Here is a 16,180-nt window from a genome sequence, read left to right on the forward strand (position 1 = left end):
TCAAAAAAAGCCCTAGAAACGAAAAAGCCGGCCCAAAAGGGCCGGCTTTCTGCTCATAGGGCCTTACAGACTAGGGAAAGCAAACTGCGACGCCTCATGACTGGCCCGCTGAGGCCAACGCTGGGTAATCGCCTTGCGCCGGGTGTAAAAACGCACGCCATCCGGACCGTACGCATGTAAGTCACCAAACAGCGAGCGTTTCCAGCCACCAAAGCTGTGATAAGCCACCGGAACCGGCAGTGGAACGTTCACCCCAACCATACCCACTTCAATCTCATCGCAGAACAGACGGGCCGCCTCACCATCACGGGTGAAGATGCACGTACCGTTCCCATACTCATGGTCGTTGATCAATTGCATCGCCGCCTCCAGGCTGCTCACCCGGACCACGCACAACACCGGACCGAAGATCTCCTCCTTATAGATGCGCATCTCAGGCGTCACACGGTCAAACAGGCTGCCACCGAGGAAGAAGCCATCTTCATTCCCGGTAATACTTAGCCCACGGCCATCGACCACCAACTCTGCACCCGAAGCAACACCGTCTTCTATGTAGCCGCTGACCTTATCCCGCGCCTGACCGGTTACCAGCGGCCCCATATCCAGCCCACACGTCGTGCCCGCACCTATCTTCAGCGCCTTAATCTGCGGCACCAGCTTGGCGATCAACGCATCAGCTACCTGGTCACCTACGCAGACGGCCACAGAGATGGCCATGCAGCGCTCCCCGCAGGAGCCATACGCCGCGCCCATCAGCGCACTGACCGCATTATCCAAGTCCGCATCTGGCATCAGTACGGCGTGGTTCTTCGCCCCGCCCAGCGCCTGCACGCGCTTGCCGCGCTTGGTCGCTTCGGAATAGATGTACTCAGCAATCGGCGTCGACCCCACAAAACTCAGCGCTTTGACTTCCGGCGCCTCAATCAATGCGTCAACCGCGCCCTTATCACCGTGCACCACACTCAGCACGCCTTTAGGCAGACCGGCTTCCTGCAACAGTTGCGCAATCAGCAGCGTCGAACTCGGATCACGCTCCGAAGGCTTCAGGATGAAGCAGTTACCGCATACGATTGCCAGCGGATACATCCACAGCGGCACCATAGCCGGGAAGTTGAACGGCGTAATACCCGCTACCACGCCCAACGGCTGAAAGTCCGACCAAGCATCAATGTTCGGCCCAACGTTGCGGCTGTACTCGCCCTTCAGAATCTCCGGCGCCGAGCATGCGTACTCAACGTTCTCGATGCCACGCTTCAACTCACCCGCCGCGTCTTCCAGGGTCTTGCCATGCTCCTCGCTGATCAACTGCGAGATTCGCGCTTCATTCTGTTCCAGCAACTGCTTGAAACGAAACATCACCTGGGCACGCTTGGCCGGCGGGGTATTACGCCACGCCGGGAATGCGGCCTTGGCCGAGTCGATCGCCTGTTGAATGGTTTCACGGCTGGCCAGCGGTACTTGGTGAATCACCTGGCCGGTGGACGGGTTATATACGTCGGCACTGCGACCACTGTCGTTGACCAACTCACCGTTGATCAAATGCTGGATAAGGCTCATGCAGGGCTCCTGAAAAGTTGTTCTATATAGAAAGAGAAATCAGTCGATCTTGTTCAGCACTTCGCCGACCGCATCAAACAGACGATCCAGATCCAGCGGCTTGCTGTTGAAGGTTGGCCCGAACTGCAGGGTGTCGCCGCCAAAGCGCACGTAGAAACCCGCCTTCCACAAAGCCATGCCTGCCTCGAATGGACGCACGATGGCATCACCGTCACGCGGGGCAATCTGGATCGCACCGGCCAAGCCGTAGTTGCGAATGTCGATCACGTTCTTGCTGCCCTTCAAGCCGTGCAGCGCATTCTCAAAGTGCGGAGCGACTTCGGCTACGCTCTGCACCAGGTTTTCCTTCTGCAACAGGTCGAGTGCCGCCAGGCCAGCCGCGCAAGCAACGGGGTGCGCCGAGTACGTGTAGCCGTGTGGAAATTCCACCGCGTACTCAGGCGTCGCCTGGTTCATAAAGGTCTGATAGATCTCGCTGCTGGCAATCACCGCGCCCATGGGGATCGCGCCATTGGTGACTTGCTTGGCGATGCACATCAGATCCGGAGTCACGCCGAAGCTGTCGGCGCCGAACATCGAGCCGGTACGGCCAAAACCGGTAATCACTTCGTCAAACACCAGCAGGATGTTGTGCTGGTCACAAATCTCTCGCAGACGCTTGAGATAACCCTGCGGCGGCACCAACACGCCAGCGGAACCAGCCATCGGTTCGACAAACACTGCCGCGATGTTGGAAGCGTCATGCAGCTCGATCAGCTTGAGCAACTCATCGGCCAATGCGATGCCGCCCAGCTCAGGCATGCCGCGGGAGAAGGCATTGCTTGCCAGCAAGGTGTGCGGCAAATGGTCAACGTCCATCATCGCCTGGCCAAACATCTTACGGTTGCCGTTCACGCCGCCCAGGCTGGTGCCCGCGATGTTCACACCGTGATAGCCACGGGCGCGGCCGATCATCTTGGTCTTGGTGGCTTGGCCCTTCAGGCGCCAGTAGGCACGCACCATCTTCACCGCAGTATCGGCACACTCGGAGCCGGAGTCGGTGAAGAAGACATGATTAAGGTTGCCTGGGGTCAGGTCGGTAATCTTTTCCGCCAGTTGGAAGGACAACGGATGACCGTACTGGAAGCCCGGGGAGTAATCCAACGTACCCAATTGCTTGGCCACCGCTTCCTGGATTTCCTTGCGTGTGTGCCCGGCGCCGCACGTCCACAGGCCAGACAACGAGTCGTACACCTTGCGGCCCTTGTCATCGGTCAACCAGCTACCTTCGGCGGCCACGATCAGGCGCGGATCACGCTGGAAGTTGCGGTTGGCCGTGTAGGGCATCCAGTGCGCGTCCAACTTCAGTTGGCTGGCCAGGGACGATGGGACGTTTTCAGGCATGTTCATCAGCAAAACCTCGCAGGGCAAAAGGCCGCGTCGGGATTGAAACGCGTTGTTGCAGCTAAATTGCCACGGCGATAAAGTCGGTGAAATTCAACTCTTCTAACCTTCAGTCAGGCCTTCACTAAACTATGAGCAGCCGTCGACCCGATCCTCTCGCCCAAGTGAGCGACTTTGATATTCGCCTGCTACGCATCTTCCGGAGTGTGGTGGAATGCGGCGGCTTCTCGGCAGCGGAAACCGTGCTCGGCATCGGGCGCTCGGCCATCAGTCAGCAAATGAGCGACCTTGAACAGCGTCTCGGATTGCGCCTCTGCCAACGTGGCCGCGCGGGGTTCTCACTGACCGAAGAAGGCCGCGAGGTCTATCAGTCAGCCCTGCAACTATTAAGTGCACTGGAAAGTTTTCGCACCGAGGTCAACGGTCTGCACCAGCATTTGCGCGGCGAGTTGATCATTGGCCTCACCGACAACCTCGTCACCCTGCCCCACATGCGCATCACTCACGCCTTGGCCCAATTAAAGGAGCGCGGCCCAGACGTGCAGATCCAAATCCGCATGATCGCCCCCAATGAAGTCGAACAAGGCGTACTCGATGGTCGTTTGCATGTGGGCGTAGTGCCCCAGGCCAGCGCCCTTTCGGGATTGGAGTACCAACCGCTGTACAGCGAACGCTCGCTGCTCTATTGCGCAGTCGGCCATCCGTTGTTTTACGCCGAAGACAAGCAGTTGGGCGACGAGCGCATCGACAGCCAGGACGCCATCGCTCCAACATTCCGTTTGCCTGCCGAAATCCAGGCCCATTACCAAGCGCTCAACTGCACCGCCAGCGCCTCGGACCGCGAAGGCATGGCGTTCCTGATCCTGACCGGCCGCTACATCGGCTACCTGCCCGACCACTACGCCAGCCTCTGGGTACAACAAGGCCGACTGCGTGCGCTGAAATCGGCTACGCGTTTTTACGATTTAAGCCTCGCATCGGTCACACGCAAAGGCCGTCGCCCTCATTTGGTGCTGGAAAGCTTCCTCGACAGCCTGGCCACAACGCGCTAGCTCAGGCTTTACGCTAAAAGCTGAGCAACTGGACAGCTTTTTGCAAGAACAGATGGAACTTGACCATCCGCCTTGAGTTAGCCCGCCATGCCACCAGAATCCTCCACCCCCAGCGACCTGATCTACGGCCTCAACGACCGCCCCAAACCCGTCCCGGCATTTCTGGCCGCACTGCAGCACGTGCTGGCCGCTTTTGTCGGCATTATCACTCCGCCACTGATCATCGGCTCCACTCTGGGCCTGACCGCCCATTTGCCCTATCTGATCAGCATGGCGTTGATGGTGTCCGGTGTCGGCACATTCATCCAGGCGCGTAGGCCATTTGGGATAGGCGCCGGGATGATCTGCCTGCAAGGCACCAGCTTTGCCTTTCTCGGCGCGGTACTGTCGGCAGGCTTCCTGGTGAAACAACGCGGCGGCAGCCCGGAAGACATCATGGCGATGATCTTCGGCGTGTGCTTTTTCGGCGCGGCGGTGCAGATCGTGCTGAGCCGTTTTATCGGCCAATTGCGTCGAGTCATCACGCCTTTGGTGACAGGGATTGTCATCACGCTAATCGGCATCAGCCTGATCAAAGTCGGCATTACCGACCTCGGCGGTGGCTTCAACGCCCCTGACTTCGGCGCGCCCACCAATCTTGCATTGGGCCTGTTCGTGGTGCTGACGATCATTCTGCTCAACCGTTCCAACACGCCCTGGGTGCGGCTCTCGGCGATCATTATCGGCCTGGCCCTTGGCAGCCTAGCGGCGTGGTTCAGCGGCAAACTCGTGCCCCAAGCCCTGCCGGACTTACCTCTGGTGAGCCTGCCGATTCCGTTTCGCTTTGGATTCAACTTCGACTGGAGCGCTTTCCTACCGATCGCGCTGATTTACCTGATCAGCAGCATCGAGACCGTCGGCGACCTCACCGCCAACTGCATGATCGCCCGCCAGCCCATCAGCGGCCCTTCTTATATAAGCCGACTCAAGGGAGGCGTACTGGGTGATGGCGTGAGCTGCATGATCGCGGCCACTTTCAGTGCCTTCCCCAACACCACCTTTGCTCAGAACAATGGCGTGATCCAACTCACTGGCGTGGCCAGCCGTTACGTTGGCTTATATATAGGCGTGGTGCTGTTTTGCCTCGGTTTGTTTCCGTTGATTGGTGCGGTGCTGCAGCAAATCCCCAAACCCGTATTGGGCGGCGCGACCCTGGTGATGTTCGGCAGTGTGGCCGCCGCTGGCGTGCGCATCCTCGCCCAGGCGCCGCTGGACCGACGCAGCATGCTGATCATCGCCACGTCGTTTGGCGTCGGCCTGGGCATCGCCGCCCAACCCAATCTGCTTCACCTGATGCCAACCCTGGTGCAGAACTTGTTCGACTCCGCCATCACCAGCGGCGGGCTGACCGCCATCGTGCTGTGCCTGCTACTGCCGGAATCCAAGGCGATCGAAACTGCCGCAAACCAAGCGCCGGAAAGCGACACCTTGGAACCGCTTTAAGGGTTTTATTGCATCGGGACTTGTCTGAGGCTTGAGGGTGGGTTATCTGTGCACACGTCGTCTCTATCGATCAGCACGGTAATCTCCATGAGCCTCGAAGTTCCTGCCCACAGCAACCACGCCGGTAAGCCCGCCAGCCGCATTCGGCAAAAGAACGAACAAGCGATTCTCCAGGCTGCTGAAGATGAATTCGCGCGCCATGGCTACAAGGGCACCAGCATGAACACTATTGCTGCCAGCGCCGGATTGCCGAAGGCCAACTTGCACTACTACTTCACGAACAAGCTGGGCCTGTATATCGCCGTGCTCAGCAATATCCTCGAACTGTGGGACAGCACCTTCAACACGCTGACCGCCGAGGACGACCCTGCCGTGGCCCTCTCCCGCTACATCCGCACCAAGATGGAGTTTTCGCGACGCCAACCCCAGGCCTCGCGGATCTTCGCCATGGAGATCATCAGCGGCGGCGAATGCCTCACCGAATATTTCAGCCAGGATTACCGCACGTGGTTCAGTGGCCGGGCGGCAGTGTTCCAAGCCTGGATCGACGCCGGCAAGATGGACCCCATCGACCCCGTGCACCTGATCTTCCTGCTGTGGGGCAGCACCCAGCACTACGCAGACTTCGCCACCCAGATCTGCCGCGTCACCGGTCGCACCAAGCTGACCAAGCAAGATATGGAAGATGCCGGCACCAACCTGATCCACATCATTCTCAAAGGCTGCGGCATCAAGCCGAGCCTCTAGACGAAGTCACTTATGCCTTTCACGCTCACCGGCCTTTGCGAGTTTCGTGAAGAAATACGCAAAAGCCGCTTCATCACCCTAGCCGCCCCGATCACCAGCCCGCAGGACGCTCAGGCTTTTTTCGAGCAACACAGCGACCTGAACGCCACGCACAACTGCTGGGCCTGGAAGCTGGCCGACCAATACCGCAGCAGTGACGACGGCGAACCCGGTGGCACTGCCGGGCGGCCGATTCTCGCAGCCATCGAAGCCCAGGGTTTTGATCAAGTCGCGGTATTGGTGATTCGCTGGTACGGCGGCATCCAATTGGGCACCGGCGGCCTCGCCCGTGCCTATGGCGGCGGAGCGAACAAATGCCTGCAGAATGCCGAGCGTCTCGAACTGATCAGCCGCGTACCACTGAGTTGCGCCTGCGGATTCTCCGAGCTGAACTTGGTGAAGCTGCGCGTTGCTGAACTTGGCGGCCTAGTGGTGGAAGAAAACTTCACCGCCAACGGTGTGGAGTTGCAACTGGCACTGGGTGAGGCGCACATCGACACGCTCCAAGCCCAGCTCGCCGACCTGAGCCGTGGGCGTATCCTGCTGCAACGCTGAAACTGTTACTGTTATTTGCTGAATCCCCCTGAACCGCGACTCTAAAGGAAGCTTTTCATGTCTAAGCCAAAAACCGCACTGATCATCGGCGCCTCGCGCGGGCTGGGCCTTGGCCTGGTCAAGCAATTGCTCCAGGACGGCTGGGACGTGACCGCCACCGTGCGTGATCCGAGCAAGGCTGATGCCCTTAAAGCGGTGGGTCCGGTGCAGATCGAAAAACTGGACATGGACGATCAGCAAGCCGTGATCGCCCTGGCCCAGCGCCTCAAAGAGCGCACCTTCGACCTGCTGTTCGTCAACGCCGGCGTCAAGGGTCCGGCCAACCAGGAGCCCGGTCACGCCACTCTCGCGGAAGTCGGCCAGTTGTTTTTCACTAATGCCGTGGCGCCGATCAACCTGGCGCAGCGCTTTGTCGGGCAGATCCGCAAAGACAGCGGCGTGCTCGCATTCATGAGTTCGGTATTGGGCAGCGTAACGATCCCCGACGGCTCAGACCTGGCGCTGTACAAGGCCAGCAAAGCCGCGCTGAACTCCATGACCAACAGCTTCATCACTCAACTGGGCGACCACACACTCACTGTTCTGTCACTGCATCCGGGCTGGGTAAAGACCGACATGGGCGGCGAAAACGCGCACATCGATGTCGACACCAGCGTGCGCGGCCTGGTGGATCAGGTAAATGCCTACACCGGCAAAGGTGGTCACCACTTCGTGGACTACAAAGGCGACACCATCGCCTGGTAAGCGACGAGCAGCGTTATCGACTGATTGCCGTCGATAACGCTGCGCGCGTAGACTGCGCCCTCGCCCCAACCGGCGACCCTGGATCAGCAGACAGGGCAACACTGAGCTGGCAAACCTGAACCCATCATTCAGAGGAGCCGGCCAATGCCTGCGACCCGTATCTGGTTAAAAAACCCCCTCGCGATTTTCACTGCCAATGGCCTTGATGCCCGGGGCGGCCTGGTGCAGCAGGACGGTGTGATCACCGAAGTGCTGGGCTGGGGAAAAGAGCCCGCTGTGCCTTGTGGACAGGTGTTCGACGCACGCGAACACGTGATCCTGCCCGGCCTGATCAACACCCACCATCATTTTTACCAAACCCTCACCCGTGCCTGGGCGCCGGTGGTCAATCAGCCGTTGTTCCCCTGGCTGAAAACCCTGTACCCGGTGTGGGCGCGTCTGACGCCCGAGAAACTTGCTCTGGCCACCAAAGTCGCCTTGGCCGAATTGCTGCTCTCGGGCTGCACCACCGCCGCCGACCACCACTACCTGTTCCCCGACGGCCTGGAAAATGCCATCGACGTGCAAGTTGATACGGTGCGCGAATTGGGCATGCGCGCCATGCTTACCCGGGGCTCCATGAGCCTGGGCGAAGCCGACGGTGGCCTCCCGCCGCAACAGACCGTGCAACAAGGGCAGGTCATCCTCGACGACAGCCAGCGCCTGATCCGCGAATACCACCAACGCGGCGACGGCGCACAGATCCAGATTGCTCTGGCGCCTTGCTCGCCGTTCTCCGTCACACCGGAAATCATGCGCGCCAGCGCCGAACTGGCCAACAGCCTAGACGTGCGCCTGCACACCCATCTGGCGGAAACCCTCGACGAAGAAGATTTCTGCCTGCAGCGCTTCGGCCTGCGAACCGTGGATTACCTCGACAGCGTGGGCTGGCTCGGCCCACGCACTTGGCTGGCACATGGCATTCACTTCAACCCTGATGAGATCGCCCGCCTTGGCGCCGCCGGTACCGGTATCTGCCACTGCCCAAGCTCAAATATGCGCCTGGCGTCCGGCATCTGCCCTACCCTCGACTTGCTAGCCGCGGGCGCGCCCATCGGCCTGGGCGTGGACGGTTCCGCCTCCAATGATGCATCGAACATGATTCTCGAAGCACGACAGGCCCTGTACATCCAGCGTCTACGTTATGGCGCAGAAAAGATCACCCCCGAAGGCGTGCTCGGCTGGGCCACCAAAGGTTCGGCGCAGTTGCTGGGGCGTACGGATATCGGTGAATTGGCCGTGGGTAAACAGGCGGATCTGGCGCTGTTCAAACTTGATGAGCTGCGGTTCTCCGGTAGCCATGATCCGATTTCGGCGCTGCTGTTGTGTGGTGCGGATCGTGCGGATCGGGTGATGGTCGCGGGCAAATGGCGAGTGATAGACGGGCAGGTCGAGGGCCTGGATCTGAAACGTTTGATCGCCGATCACAGCCAGGCGGCGCGACGATTGATCGCAGGGACTTAAGTAAACACCGTTCAACATGCGGGAGGGGAACGTCGATTCGTCGCACAACCCCTCCCGCTTTTTATCTGCTGTGTTCTTACAATCCCAGCAGCGACAACATGATGAATGTCGCAAACAGCACAAAATGGGTCATCCCTTCGATAGCGTTGGTTTCGCCATCGTTGAGGTTGATCGCACTGACAATCAGCGTGATAAACACCATCACCGTTTGCACCGGCGTCATCGCCATCTGGAAAGGCTGGCCAGTGTAGAGCGCCATGGCCTCCATCACCGGCACCGTCAAAATCACCGTCGACAACGACGCTCCCAGTGCAATATTCACCACCGACTGCATGCGGTTGGCCAATGCGGCGCGCAAGGCCGTGAGAATTTCCGGTGCCGCCGAAATGGCTGCAACCACAATCGCCGTAATCACCGGCGGTGCGCCCGTGCCTTCCAGACCCAGGTCGAGGGTCTTGGACATCACCTCGGCCAACGCGCCAATCACAATCACGCCAAACACCAACGTGCCGATGGAGAACACCAGGTTCACCGGCGGCGTTTGCTCCTCTTCCGGCAGTTTTTTGCGGCGTTTTTCCGGATAGCTGTAACTGAAGAAATAACTGTGCGGCCCCACCTGCATGCGCAGGAACAAGGTGTAGAGCACCACCATCGCGCCAATGGTGAAGGCCGAGTAAATTTTCCAGTCAGCTTCGGGGATGAATTCCGGCACCACCATCGACACGCCCATGGCGGTGAGGATCATCACGCTGTAGGTGCGCGCCGAGTCGTCGTTGTAGGACTGCTCGCCGTGCTTGATGCCGCCCATCAAGGCGGCCAGGCCGAGGATGCCGTTGATATCCAGCATCACTGCCGAATAAATAGTGTCACGCACCAGGGTGGGCGATGGCTCATTACTCATCATGATCGCCAGGATCACCACTTCCACCAGCACGGCGGCCAGGGTAAGGATCATGGTGCCGTAGGGGTCGCCAACTTTCTCCGCCAGTTGCTCGGCGTGGTGGGCCACGCGCATCGACGCCACTACGATAAAACCAATCAGCGCCACGCCTGCCAACAGCGCGACTATTTGCCCGCTGTGCAGCATCCAGTGCTCCAGCGGGTAGGCGGCGATGGCGGCAATCAGCGCCAGTAGCATGAATTTTTCTTGCTTGAGGGAGGTGAGCATTCGGGGCCTTTTTCGTACAGCAAATCAGTCATTGATGGGGTACAGACTGCGCCACGCTGCTAACGTTTCGTTACACCTTAGTTCACAACCCTCTTGCGCGAATAAAACGAATACTCTCCTGCCGGTCAGGTTTTACCGATTATTTCGGCTATGCCCTGTAGAATGCCACCATTGCACCTGATGAGAATTTAGACATGTACGATTGGCTCAACGCCCTGCCCAAGGCTGAACTGCACCTGCACCTGGAGGGCTCGCTGGAGCCTGAGCTGCTGTTCGCCCTGGCCGAGCGCAACAAGATTGCGCTGCCGTGGAACGACGTCGAAACCTTGCGCAAGGCCTACGCGTTCAACAACCTGCAAGAGTTTCTGGACCTGTATTACAAGGGCGCCGATGTGCTGCGCACGTCTCAGGACTTCTACGACCTGACCTGGGCCTACCTGCTGCGCTGCAAAGAGCAGAACGTGATCCACACCGAACCCTTCTTCGACCCGCAAACCCACACCGACCGTGGCGTGCCGTTCGAAGTCGTGCTCAACGGGATCGCCGCAGCACTCAAAGATGGCGAGCAGCAACTGGGCATCACCAGCGGGCTGATCCTCAGCTTCCTGCGTCACCTGAGCGAAGACGAAGCACAAAAAACCCTCGACCAGGCGCTGCCGTTCCGTGATGCGTTCGTGGCCGTGGGCCTGGACAGCTCCGAAATGGGTCACCCGCCGAGCAAGTTCCAGCGCGTGTTCGACCGTGCCCGCCATGAAGGCTTCCTCACCGTTGCCCACGCCGGCGAAGAAGGCCCACCTGAGTACATCTGGGAAGCCATCGACCTGCTGAAAATCCAGCGAATCGACCATGGCGTGCGCGCCATCGAAGACGAACGCCTGATGCAGCGCATCATCGACGAGCAGATCCCACTCACCGTGTGCCCGCTGTCCAACACCAAGCTCTGCGTGTTCGACGACATGGCCCAGCACAACATCCTCGACATGCTTGAGCGTGGCGTGAAAGTGACCGTGAACTCCGATGACCCGGCCTACTTCGGCGGTTATGTCACCGAGAACTTCCACGCGCTGTACACCTCCTTGGGCATGACCCAGGACCAGGCCAAACGCCTGGCACAGAACAGCCTGGATGCGCGACTCGTAAAGCCCTGACGTGAGCGAATGTTGGAGTGAGCGCCTGTGACCACGGCGCCTGCTCCTACAGCGCGGCCAATCGGGCGATCTCTTCCAGCCCGACGTCGTTGACCACCACAGCCTGGGACTCGTTGACCAGGCTGATCCAGTTCGATTGCAGGAACAACTGAAACAACCCAGCACCCAGCGCGCCCCCGAGGTGTGGTTGCTGCTGGCTCCAGTCAAAACAATCGCACAGCAGCGGCATTGCCAATGCTTGGGTAAAAATGCCCAGGCCCGCCATTTGCTGCGCGCCCTTGAATGTGACGGCGAGCCGTTGCTCATGGCGCTCGATCCACCTCGCCGCCATCATTCGTTCATACAACTGCGCCGCCAGCTCGCCACCAAGATGACCATGACACAGCCGAGCACGGCGTAATGAGGGCGGCGCAACCAAGACCTGCGTTGAAACACCCGGCGCACTGCGTGTGGCACTGGCCAGGGTAGTACTGGCCAAGGCATGGATGGCGGCGCTGACATCGCCGTCTGCCAAGCGAAACAGTCGCTTGCCATACCGCGCTTCGGTTCGCAGCAAGCCGCTACTGGTCAGCCGCGCCAGATGTGCATTGGCCGAGGCCGACGGTAGACCGGTAAGTGCCGCCAGTTCCTTCGACGACTTCGCCGAGCCGTCCATCAAGGACCACAGCATGGCTGTGCGTTTTGGCTCAGCAAGCAAGCTGGCAATCTGACTAATGCATGGTGCTTCTTCCATCGATTCACTCCCTGTCGAATTACTTTTCTGATGCGGTAGGCGCCAGAGTATAAGTGCGCCAAGGGCGGGTTCCGTGGCGTCTGACAGCCAGAGTAGGGACGGGTTTTGAGTGAAATTTCCTTGCGTTACGGAGGCTATTACACGAGGTCCAATCGCTCCGACAATTGAGCCGTCAATGTCGCACAGCGAGCTACAAGCATTTCCCGCAGCAGGTTGATGGGTTTGCTCAACTGCGCGCGATGGGCACACAGCAGATTGAGCGGCGTGCGCTCGCCGCGCAGTTCCGGCAGGATCAGGCGCAGTCGTCCGGCCAGCACGTCGGTGCTCACATCCAGCCAGGATTTATAGGCAATGCCCATACCCGCCACGGCCCAGCGGCGCACCACATCGGCATCGTCGCTGAAGCGGTCGCCGCTGACCGTCAGGCTGACTTCGCGCTTGCCGTCGTGAAACGTCCAGTGGTCATGCACTCGGGTGCCGAGCATATACAGCAAACAATTGTGCTGGGCCAATTGCTCCAAGTGTCGCGGCTCACCGTGGCGTGCGAGGTAACTGGGGGCTGCGCACAGCACACGAACATTGCGCGGCGCGACGGGCAGTGCAATCAGGCTGGAGTCCTCGGGCTCACCATAACGCAGGGCAATGTCCACCGGCTGGCGGAACAGGTCGGCAATCCGGTCACCCAACAGCAGGCGTACGGCGAGCTGCGGATACTCACGCTGGAACTCGTCCAGCCACGGCAGCAGTTGGTTGCGGCCGAAATCCGAGGGCGCCGACAGTTGCAGCACACCGCTGACATGGTCCTGACCGCTGGCCAAAAGACGTCGCCCTTCATCAAGGGAGCTCAACGAGGCGCGGGCGTATTCCAGAAAGCCCTCACCTTCGGCAGTCAGGCGCAGGCTGCGGGTGGAACGGGCCAGCAAGCGCGCGCCCAATTGTTGCTCGATACGCTTGAGCGCCGCGCTGGCCACGGCAGGCGACAGGTCCATCACCCGCGCCGCCGCCGACAAACTCCCCAAGTCCGCAGCGCGCACAAACAACTGCAAATCATCAAAACGCAGCATCCACCCACCCATTATCAAAATATTATTGAAACAGAGTGCTGTTTTAGCCGCTTTTATCTTCAGGGGAAATGACCAATCATCTGTCCATCCCGTTCATTACGTGTCTGGAATTGAATATGCCCACAGCTTTTAACGTCATCGCCACGCTGATCGCCAAACCTGGCCAACAGGCCACCCTGGAAACCCTGCTGCGCGGCCTGCTGGAACCTACCCGCCTTGAAGCCGGTTGCGAGCAATACGACCTGCACCAAGACCTGCAACACCCCGAGACTTTCTACATGCTCGAACGCTGGAGCGATGACGCCGCACTGGCCGACCATGACCAAAGCGCACATATCCAAAGTTTTCGCGCCAAGGCCGCTGATGTACTCGAACACTTCGAACTCAAGCGCCTGAAGTTTCTCGCCTGATCACCGCCTTTTCCGGAGCCCTCATGAAAGCCATTGCCTACTACGCATCACTGCCAATCACCGATGAAAAATCCCTGCAAGACATCGAATTGCCGGCGCCCGTCGCCGGCCCCCGCGACCTGCTGGTGGAAGTCAAAGCCATCTCGGTGAACCCGGTGGACACCAAGGTGCGCCAGAACGTCGCCCCGGAAAACGGCGCCGCCAAAGTGCTGGGCTGGGACGTCGCCGGTGTGGTCAAGGCGGTCGGCAGTGACGTGAGCCTGTTCAAGGTCGGCGACAAAGTGTTCTACGCCGGCTCCTTGGTACGCCCAGGTGGCAACAGTGAACTGCACACTGTGGACGAGCGTATCGTCGGCCATATGCCCAAGAGCCTGAGCTTTGCCGAAGCCGCCGCGCTGCCGCTGACCGCCATCACCGCCTGGGAACTGCTGTTCGAGCGCCTGCAGGTGCGTGAAGGTAAAGAGGACGAAGGCCAGAGCCTGCTTATCGTTGGTGCCGCAGGTGGCGTGGGTTCGATCCTGACCCAACTGGCCAGCCAGCTCACCGGATTGAAAGTAATCGGCACCGCCTCGCGCCCGGAAACCCAGGAATGGACCAAGGCCCTCGGCGCCGACCTGGTGATCGACCACAGCCAACCGCTGAGTGAAGCGTTGAAACAAGCCGGCCACCCGCAGGTCACCCACGTCGCCAGCCTGACCCAAACCGAGCATCACCTGGACCAGTTGGTCGAAGCGCTGCAACCCCAAGGCAAGCTGGCACTGATCGACGACCCCAAGGCGTTGGACGTGAGCAAACTCAAGCGCAAGAGCCTGTCGCTGCATTGGGAGTTTATGTACACGCGCTCGATGTTCGAGACGCCGGACATGATTGAGCAGCACAACCTACTCAATCGCGTGGCCGAGCTGATCGACGCCGGCACCTTGAAAACCACGGTGGGCGAGCACTTCGGCGTGATCAGTGCGGCGAATCTGCGCCGGGCCCATGCACTGCTGGAAAGCGGCAAGGCCAAGGGCAAGATCGTGCTGGAAGGGTTCTAAAACAACGGCTGTCAGTGTTGTCCGTTATTCGTGTGAGTAATGGGCGACACCGCTAGTCAGAGAGTTGATCTTTGTCATATTTGTGAGCGTATCCGGGGTTTATATTGGCCGCCTTTGCCACGATTCTTTTACATGAGGAAGTCAGCAATGAAGATCCTGATAAAAGCGTTAGCAAAATCCCAGTGGGAGGTCCGTCTGGACCAGAAAGCCATTACTTTCCACACTGAAGCCGAGGCGCGCGCCTTTGCCGATACCCTGCAAGCGCGTATCAAGGCGCCCCACCGTTTTCCAATCAGCCAGCAACACTCCGCCGCTGGCTGACCCGCCTCTCAGCCCTGCGCCTGCAAGGCTCTGGCCCGTTGCAGGCGTTGGGTCGACACGGCCACCGTCACCGCCAATACACCGCACAGGCTGATGACCATCGCCATTGGCATGGCCGTGCCATCGTGCAACACCCCCACCAGCGACGCCGCCCCCGCCGCCACACCGAACTGGATGCAGCCGAGCAATGCCGACGCACTGCCTGCCCGAGCACCCTGCCCGCTCATGGCACACGCCGAGGTGTTGGGCAAAATGCAGCCCAGACTGGCGATGCAGATAAACAGCGGCACCAGCAATGGCCATAGCGCATCGGTGCGCAACGCCGTGATGCCCAGCAGCGTCAGCCCCGCCAGCAGATACACCCACACCGAACGCGACAGCAAAAACGCCGGGCCACGCTTGGCCAGCAAGCGAGCGTTGAGCTGCGCCACCAGGATGAAGCCAGCGGCGTTGGAGCCGAATACCCAGCCGTAATGCTCAGCGGGCACGCCATACAGTTTGATAAACACGAACGGTGAACCCGCGATGTAGGCAAACATCCCGGCAATCGACAGCGCGCCGGTAAGGGCGTAACCGAGGTAAACCCGGTCGGACAACAGCCCAAAATAGCGGCGCAACGAGCCCGACAACGGCTGGCGTGGCTGATGGGCCGGAAAGGTTTCAGGCAAGCCGAATGCCACGGCGATAGCGGCCATCACACTGAAGATCGTCAATGCCAGGAAAATCGACTGCCAGCCCCACAACCCGACCATCACCCCGCCGGCCAGCGGCGCAAGAATCGGCGCCAGGCCGGTCACCAGCATCAACTGGGAAAACACCTTGGCCGAGCCCACGGCATCGCATTTGTCGCTGACCACCGCGCGGGAAATCACCATGCCCGCGCAGCCGCCAAGGGCCTGCACGAAGCGTGCGCCAATCAGCCAATCGAGGGAGGGCGCGTAGGCGCAGGCGAAGGACGCCAGGGTAAACAGGGTCACGCCGCTGAGCAGCGGCCCGCGCCGACCAAAACGGTCCGCCAGCGGGCCATAGATCAATTGGCCAATGGCCAGGCCGGCGAAATACACCGCCAGGGTCAGCTGGATGTGTTTTTCATCGGTGGCAAACGCTGTGGCCATCGCCGGGAAGCCCGGCAGGTAGAAATCGATCGCCAGCGGCGCAAAGGCGCTCAAGGCACCCAGAATCAGGATTATGCGAAGGTTCATCAGGCACCCAAGAGAGTCGGCAGCCCGACAGTCTA

16 protein-coding genes are annotated in these 16,180 nt (G+C 59.9%); 10 read left to right on the top strand and 6 right to left on the bottom strand.

Annotated features, from left to right (window positions below):
- Positions 1-63: 63 nt before the first annotated feature.
- Together AB4N82_RS06525 and aptA are read right to left on the bottom strand one after the other, a co-directional pair.
- Positions 64-1,557 carry a CoA-acylating methylmalonate-semialdehyde dehydrogenase gene (locus tag AB4N82_RS06525; protein WP_032887095.1) on the bottom strand — a complete coding sequence of 498 codons (1,494 nt, stop codon included), beginning with the start codon at positions 1,555-1,557 and terminating at the stop codon, positions 64-66.
- Between the two features lie 39 nt (positions 1,558-1,596).
- Entirely contained in the window at positions 1,597-2,946 is a 1,350-nt protein-coding gene (gene aptA / locus AB4N82_RS06530; RefSeq protein WP_122764423.1) for an omega-aminotransferase AptA, read from the bottom strand.
- A gap of 125 nt (positions 2,947-3,071) precedes the next feature.
- On the opposite strand from aptA, the gene AB4N82_RS06535 reads away from it, so the two are divergent.
- From AB4N82_RS06535 to AB4N82_RS06560, 6 genes are all read left to right on the top strand, one after another.
- Positions 3,072-3,992: a LysR family transcriptional regulator gene (locus tag AB4N82_RS06535; protein WP_032887097.1), complete on the top strand. Its 921-nt coding sequence runs from the start codon at positions 3,072-3,074 to the stop codon at positions 3,990-3,992.
- 87 nt (positions 3,993-4,079) lie between these two features.
- Positions 4,080-5,474: a uracil-xanthine permease family protein gene (locus tag AB4N82_RS06540; RefSeq protein ID WP_122764424.1), complete on the top strand. Its 1,395-nt coding sequence runs from the start codon at positions 4,080-4,082 to the stop codon at positions 5,472-5,474.
- An 87-nt stretch (positions 5,475-5,561) separates the two neighbouring features.
- Positions 5,562-6,221, top strand: a complete 660-nt coding sequence (locus AB4N82_RS06545) for a TetR/AcrR family transcriptional regulator (protein WP_032887099.1) — start codon at positions 5,562-5,564, stop codon at positions 6,219-6,221.
- A gap of 12 nt (positions 6,222-6,233) precedes the next feature.
- Positions 6,234-6,815 (top strand): IMPACT family protein, encoded by a 582-nt coding sequence (locus AB4N82_RS06550; protein WP_032887101.1) that lies wholly within the window; start codon positions 6,234-6,236, stop codon positions 6,813-6,815.
- 57 nt (positions 6,816-6,872) lie between these two features.
- A complete protein-coding gene (locus AB4N82_RS06555; RefSeq protein WP_122764425.1) occupies positions 6,873-7,559 on the top strand; it encodes an SDR family oxidoreductase in 687 nt (228 codons plus the stop codon).
- 144 nt (positions 7,560-7,703) lie between these two features.
- The gene (locus AB4N82_RS06560; protein ID WP_032887103.1) at positions 7,704-9,062 is read left to right on the top strand and encodes an 8-oxoguanine deaminase; all 1,359 of its coding nucleotides are present in this window, start codon (positions 7,704-7,706) and stop codon (positions 9,060-9,062) included.
- 76 nt (positions 9,063-9,138) lie between these two features.
- On the opposite strand, the gene AB4N82_RS06565 is transcribed toward AB4N82_RS06560, so the two are convergent.
- Complete coding sequence (locus AB4N82_RS06565) at positions 9,139-10,230, bottom strand: calcium:cation antiporter (RefSeq protein WP_032887104.1); 1,092 nt, start codon at positions 10,228-10,230, stop codon at positions 9,139-9,141.
- A gap of 194 nt (positions 10,231-10,424) precedes the next feature.
- Between AB4N82_RS06565 and AB4N82_RS06570 the strand changes: the two genes are divergently transcribed.
- Entirely contained in the window at positions 10,425-11,378 is a 954-nt protein-coding gene (locus AB4N82_RS06570) for an adenosine deaminase (RefSeq protein WP_032887105.1), read from the top strand.
- A gap of 46 nt (positions 11,379-11,424) precedes the next feature.
- On the opposite strand, the gene AB4N82_RS06575 is transcribed toward AB4N82_RS06570, so the two are convergent.
- On the bottom strand, positions 11,425-12,111 hold the full coding sequence (locus tag AB4N82_RS06575) for an ArsR/SmtB family transcription factor (RefSeq protein WP_032887106.1): 687 nt from the start codon (positions 12,109-12,111) through the stop codon (positions 11,425-11,427).
- A 137-nt stretch (positions 12,112-12,248) separates the two neighbouring features.
- Positions 12,249-13,175, bottom strand: coding sequence for a LysR family transcriptional regulator (locus AB4N82_RS06580; RefSeq protein ID WP_032887108.1), 927 nt, complete (start codon positions 13,173-13,175; stop codon positions 12,249-12,251).
- A gap of 116 nt (positions 13,176-13,291) precedes the next feature.
- On the opposite strand from AB4N82_RS06580, the gene AB4N82_RS06585 reads away from it, so the two are divergent.
- The 3 genes from AB4N82_RS06585 to AB4N82_RS06595 all read left to right on the top strand — a co-directional run bounded on the left by AB4N82_RS06585 (position 13,292) and on the right by AB4N82_RS06595 (position 14,943).
- Entirely contained in the window at positions 13,292-13,585 is a 294-nt protein-coding gene (locus AB4N82_RS06585) for a putative quinol monooxygenase (protein ID WP_032887109.1), read from the top strand.
- 23 nt (positions 13,586-13,608) lie between these two features.
- The gene (locus tag AB4N82_RS06590) at positions 13,609-14,622 is read left to right on the top strand and encodes a zinc-binding alcohol dehydrogenase family protein (protein WP_122753906.1); all 1,014 of its coding nucleotides are present in this window, start codon (positions 13,609-13,611) and stop codon (positions 14,620-14,622) included.
- 147 nt (positions 14,623-14,769) lie between these two features.
- Entirely contained in the window at positions 14,770-14,943 is a 174-nt protein-coding gene (locus AB4N82_RS06595; protein WP_163033283.1) for a hypothetical protein, read from the top strand.
- Between the two features lie 8 nt (positions 14,944-14,951).
- On the opposite strand, the gene AB4N82_RS06600 is transcribed toward AB4N82_RS06595, so the two are convergent.
- A complete protein-coding gene (locus AB4N82_RS06600; protein WP_032887112.1) occupies positions 14,952-16,145 on the bottom strand; it encodes a multidrug effflux MFS transporter in 1,194 nt (397 codons plus the stop codon).
- Positions 16,146-16,180: the final 35 nt, after the last annotated feature.

The organism is Pseudomonas sp. H1_D04, assembly GCF_054683855.1.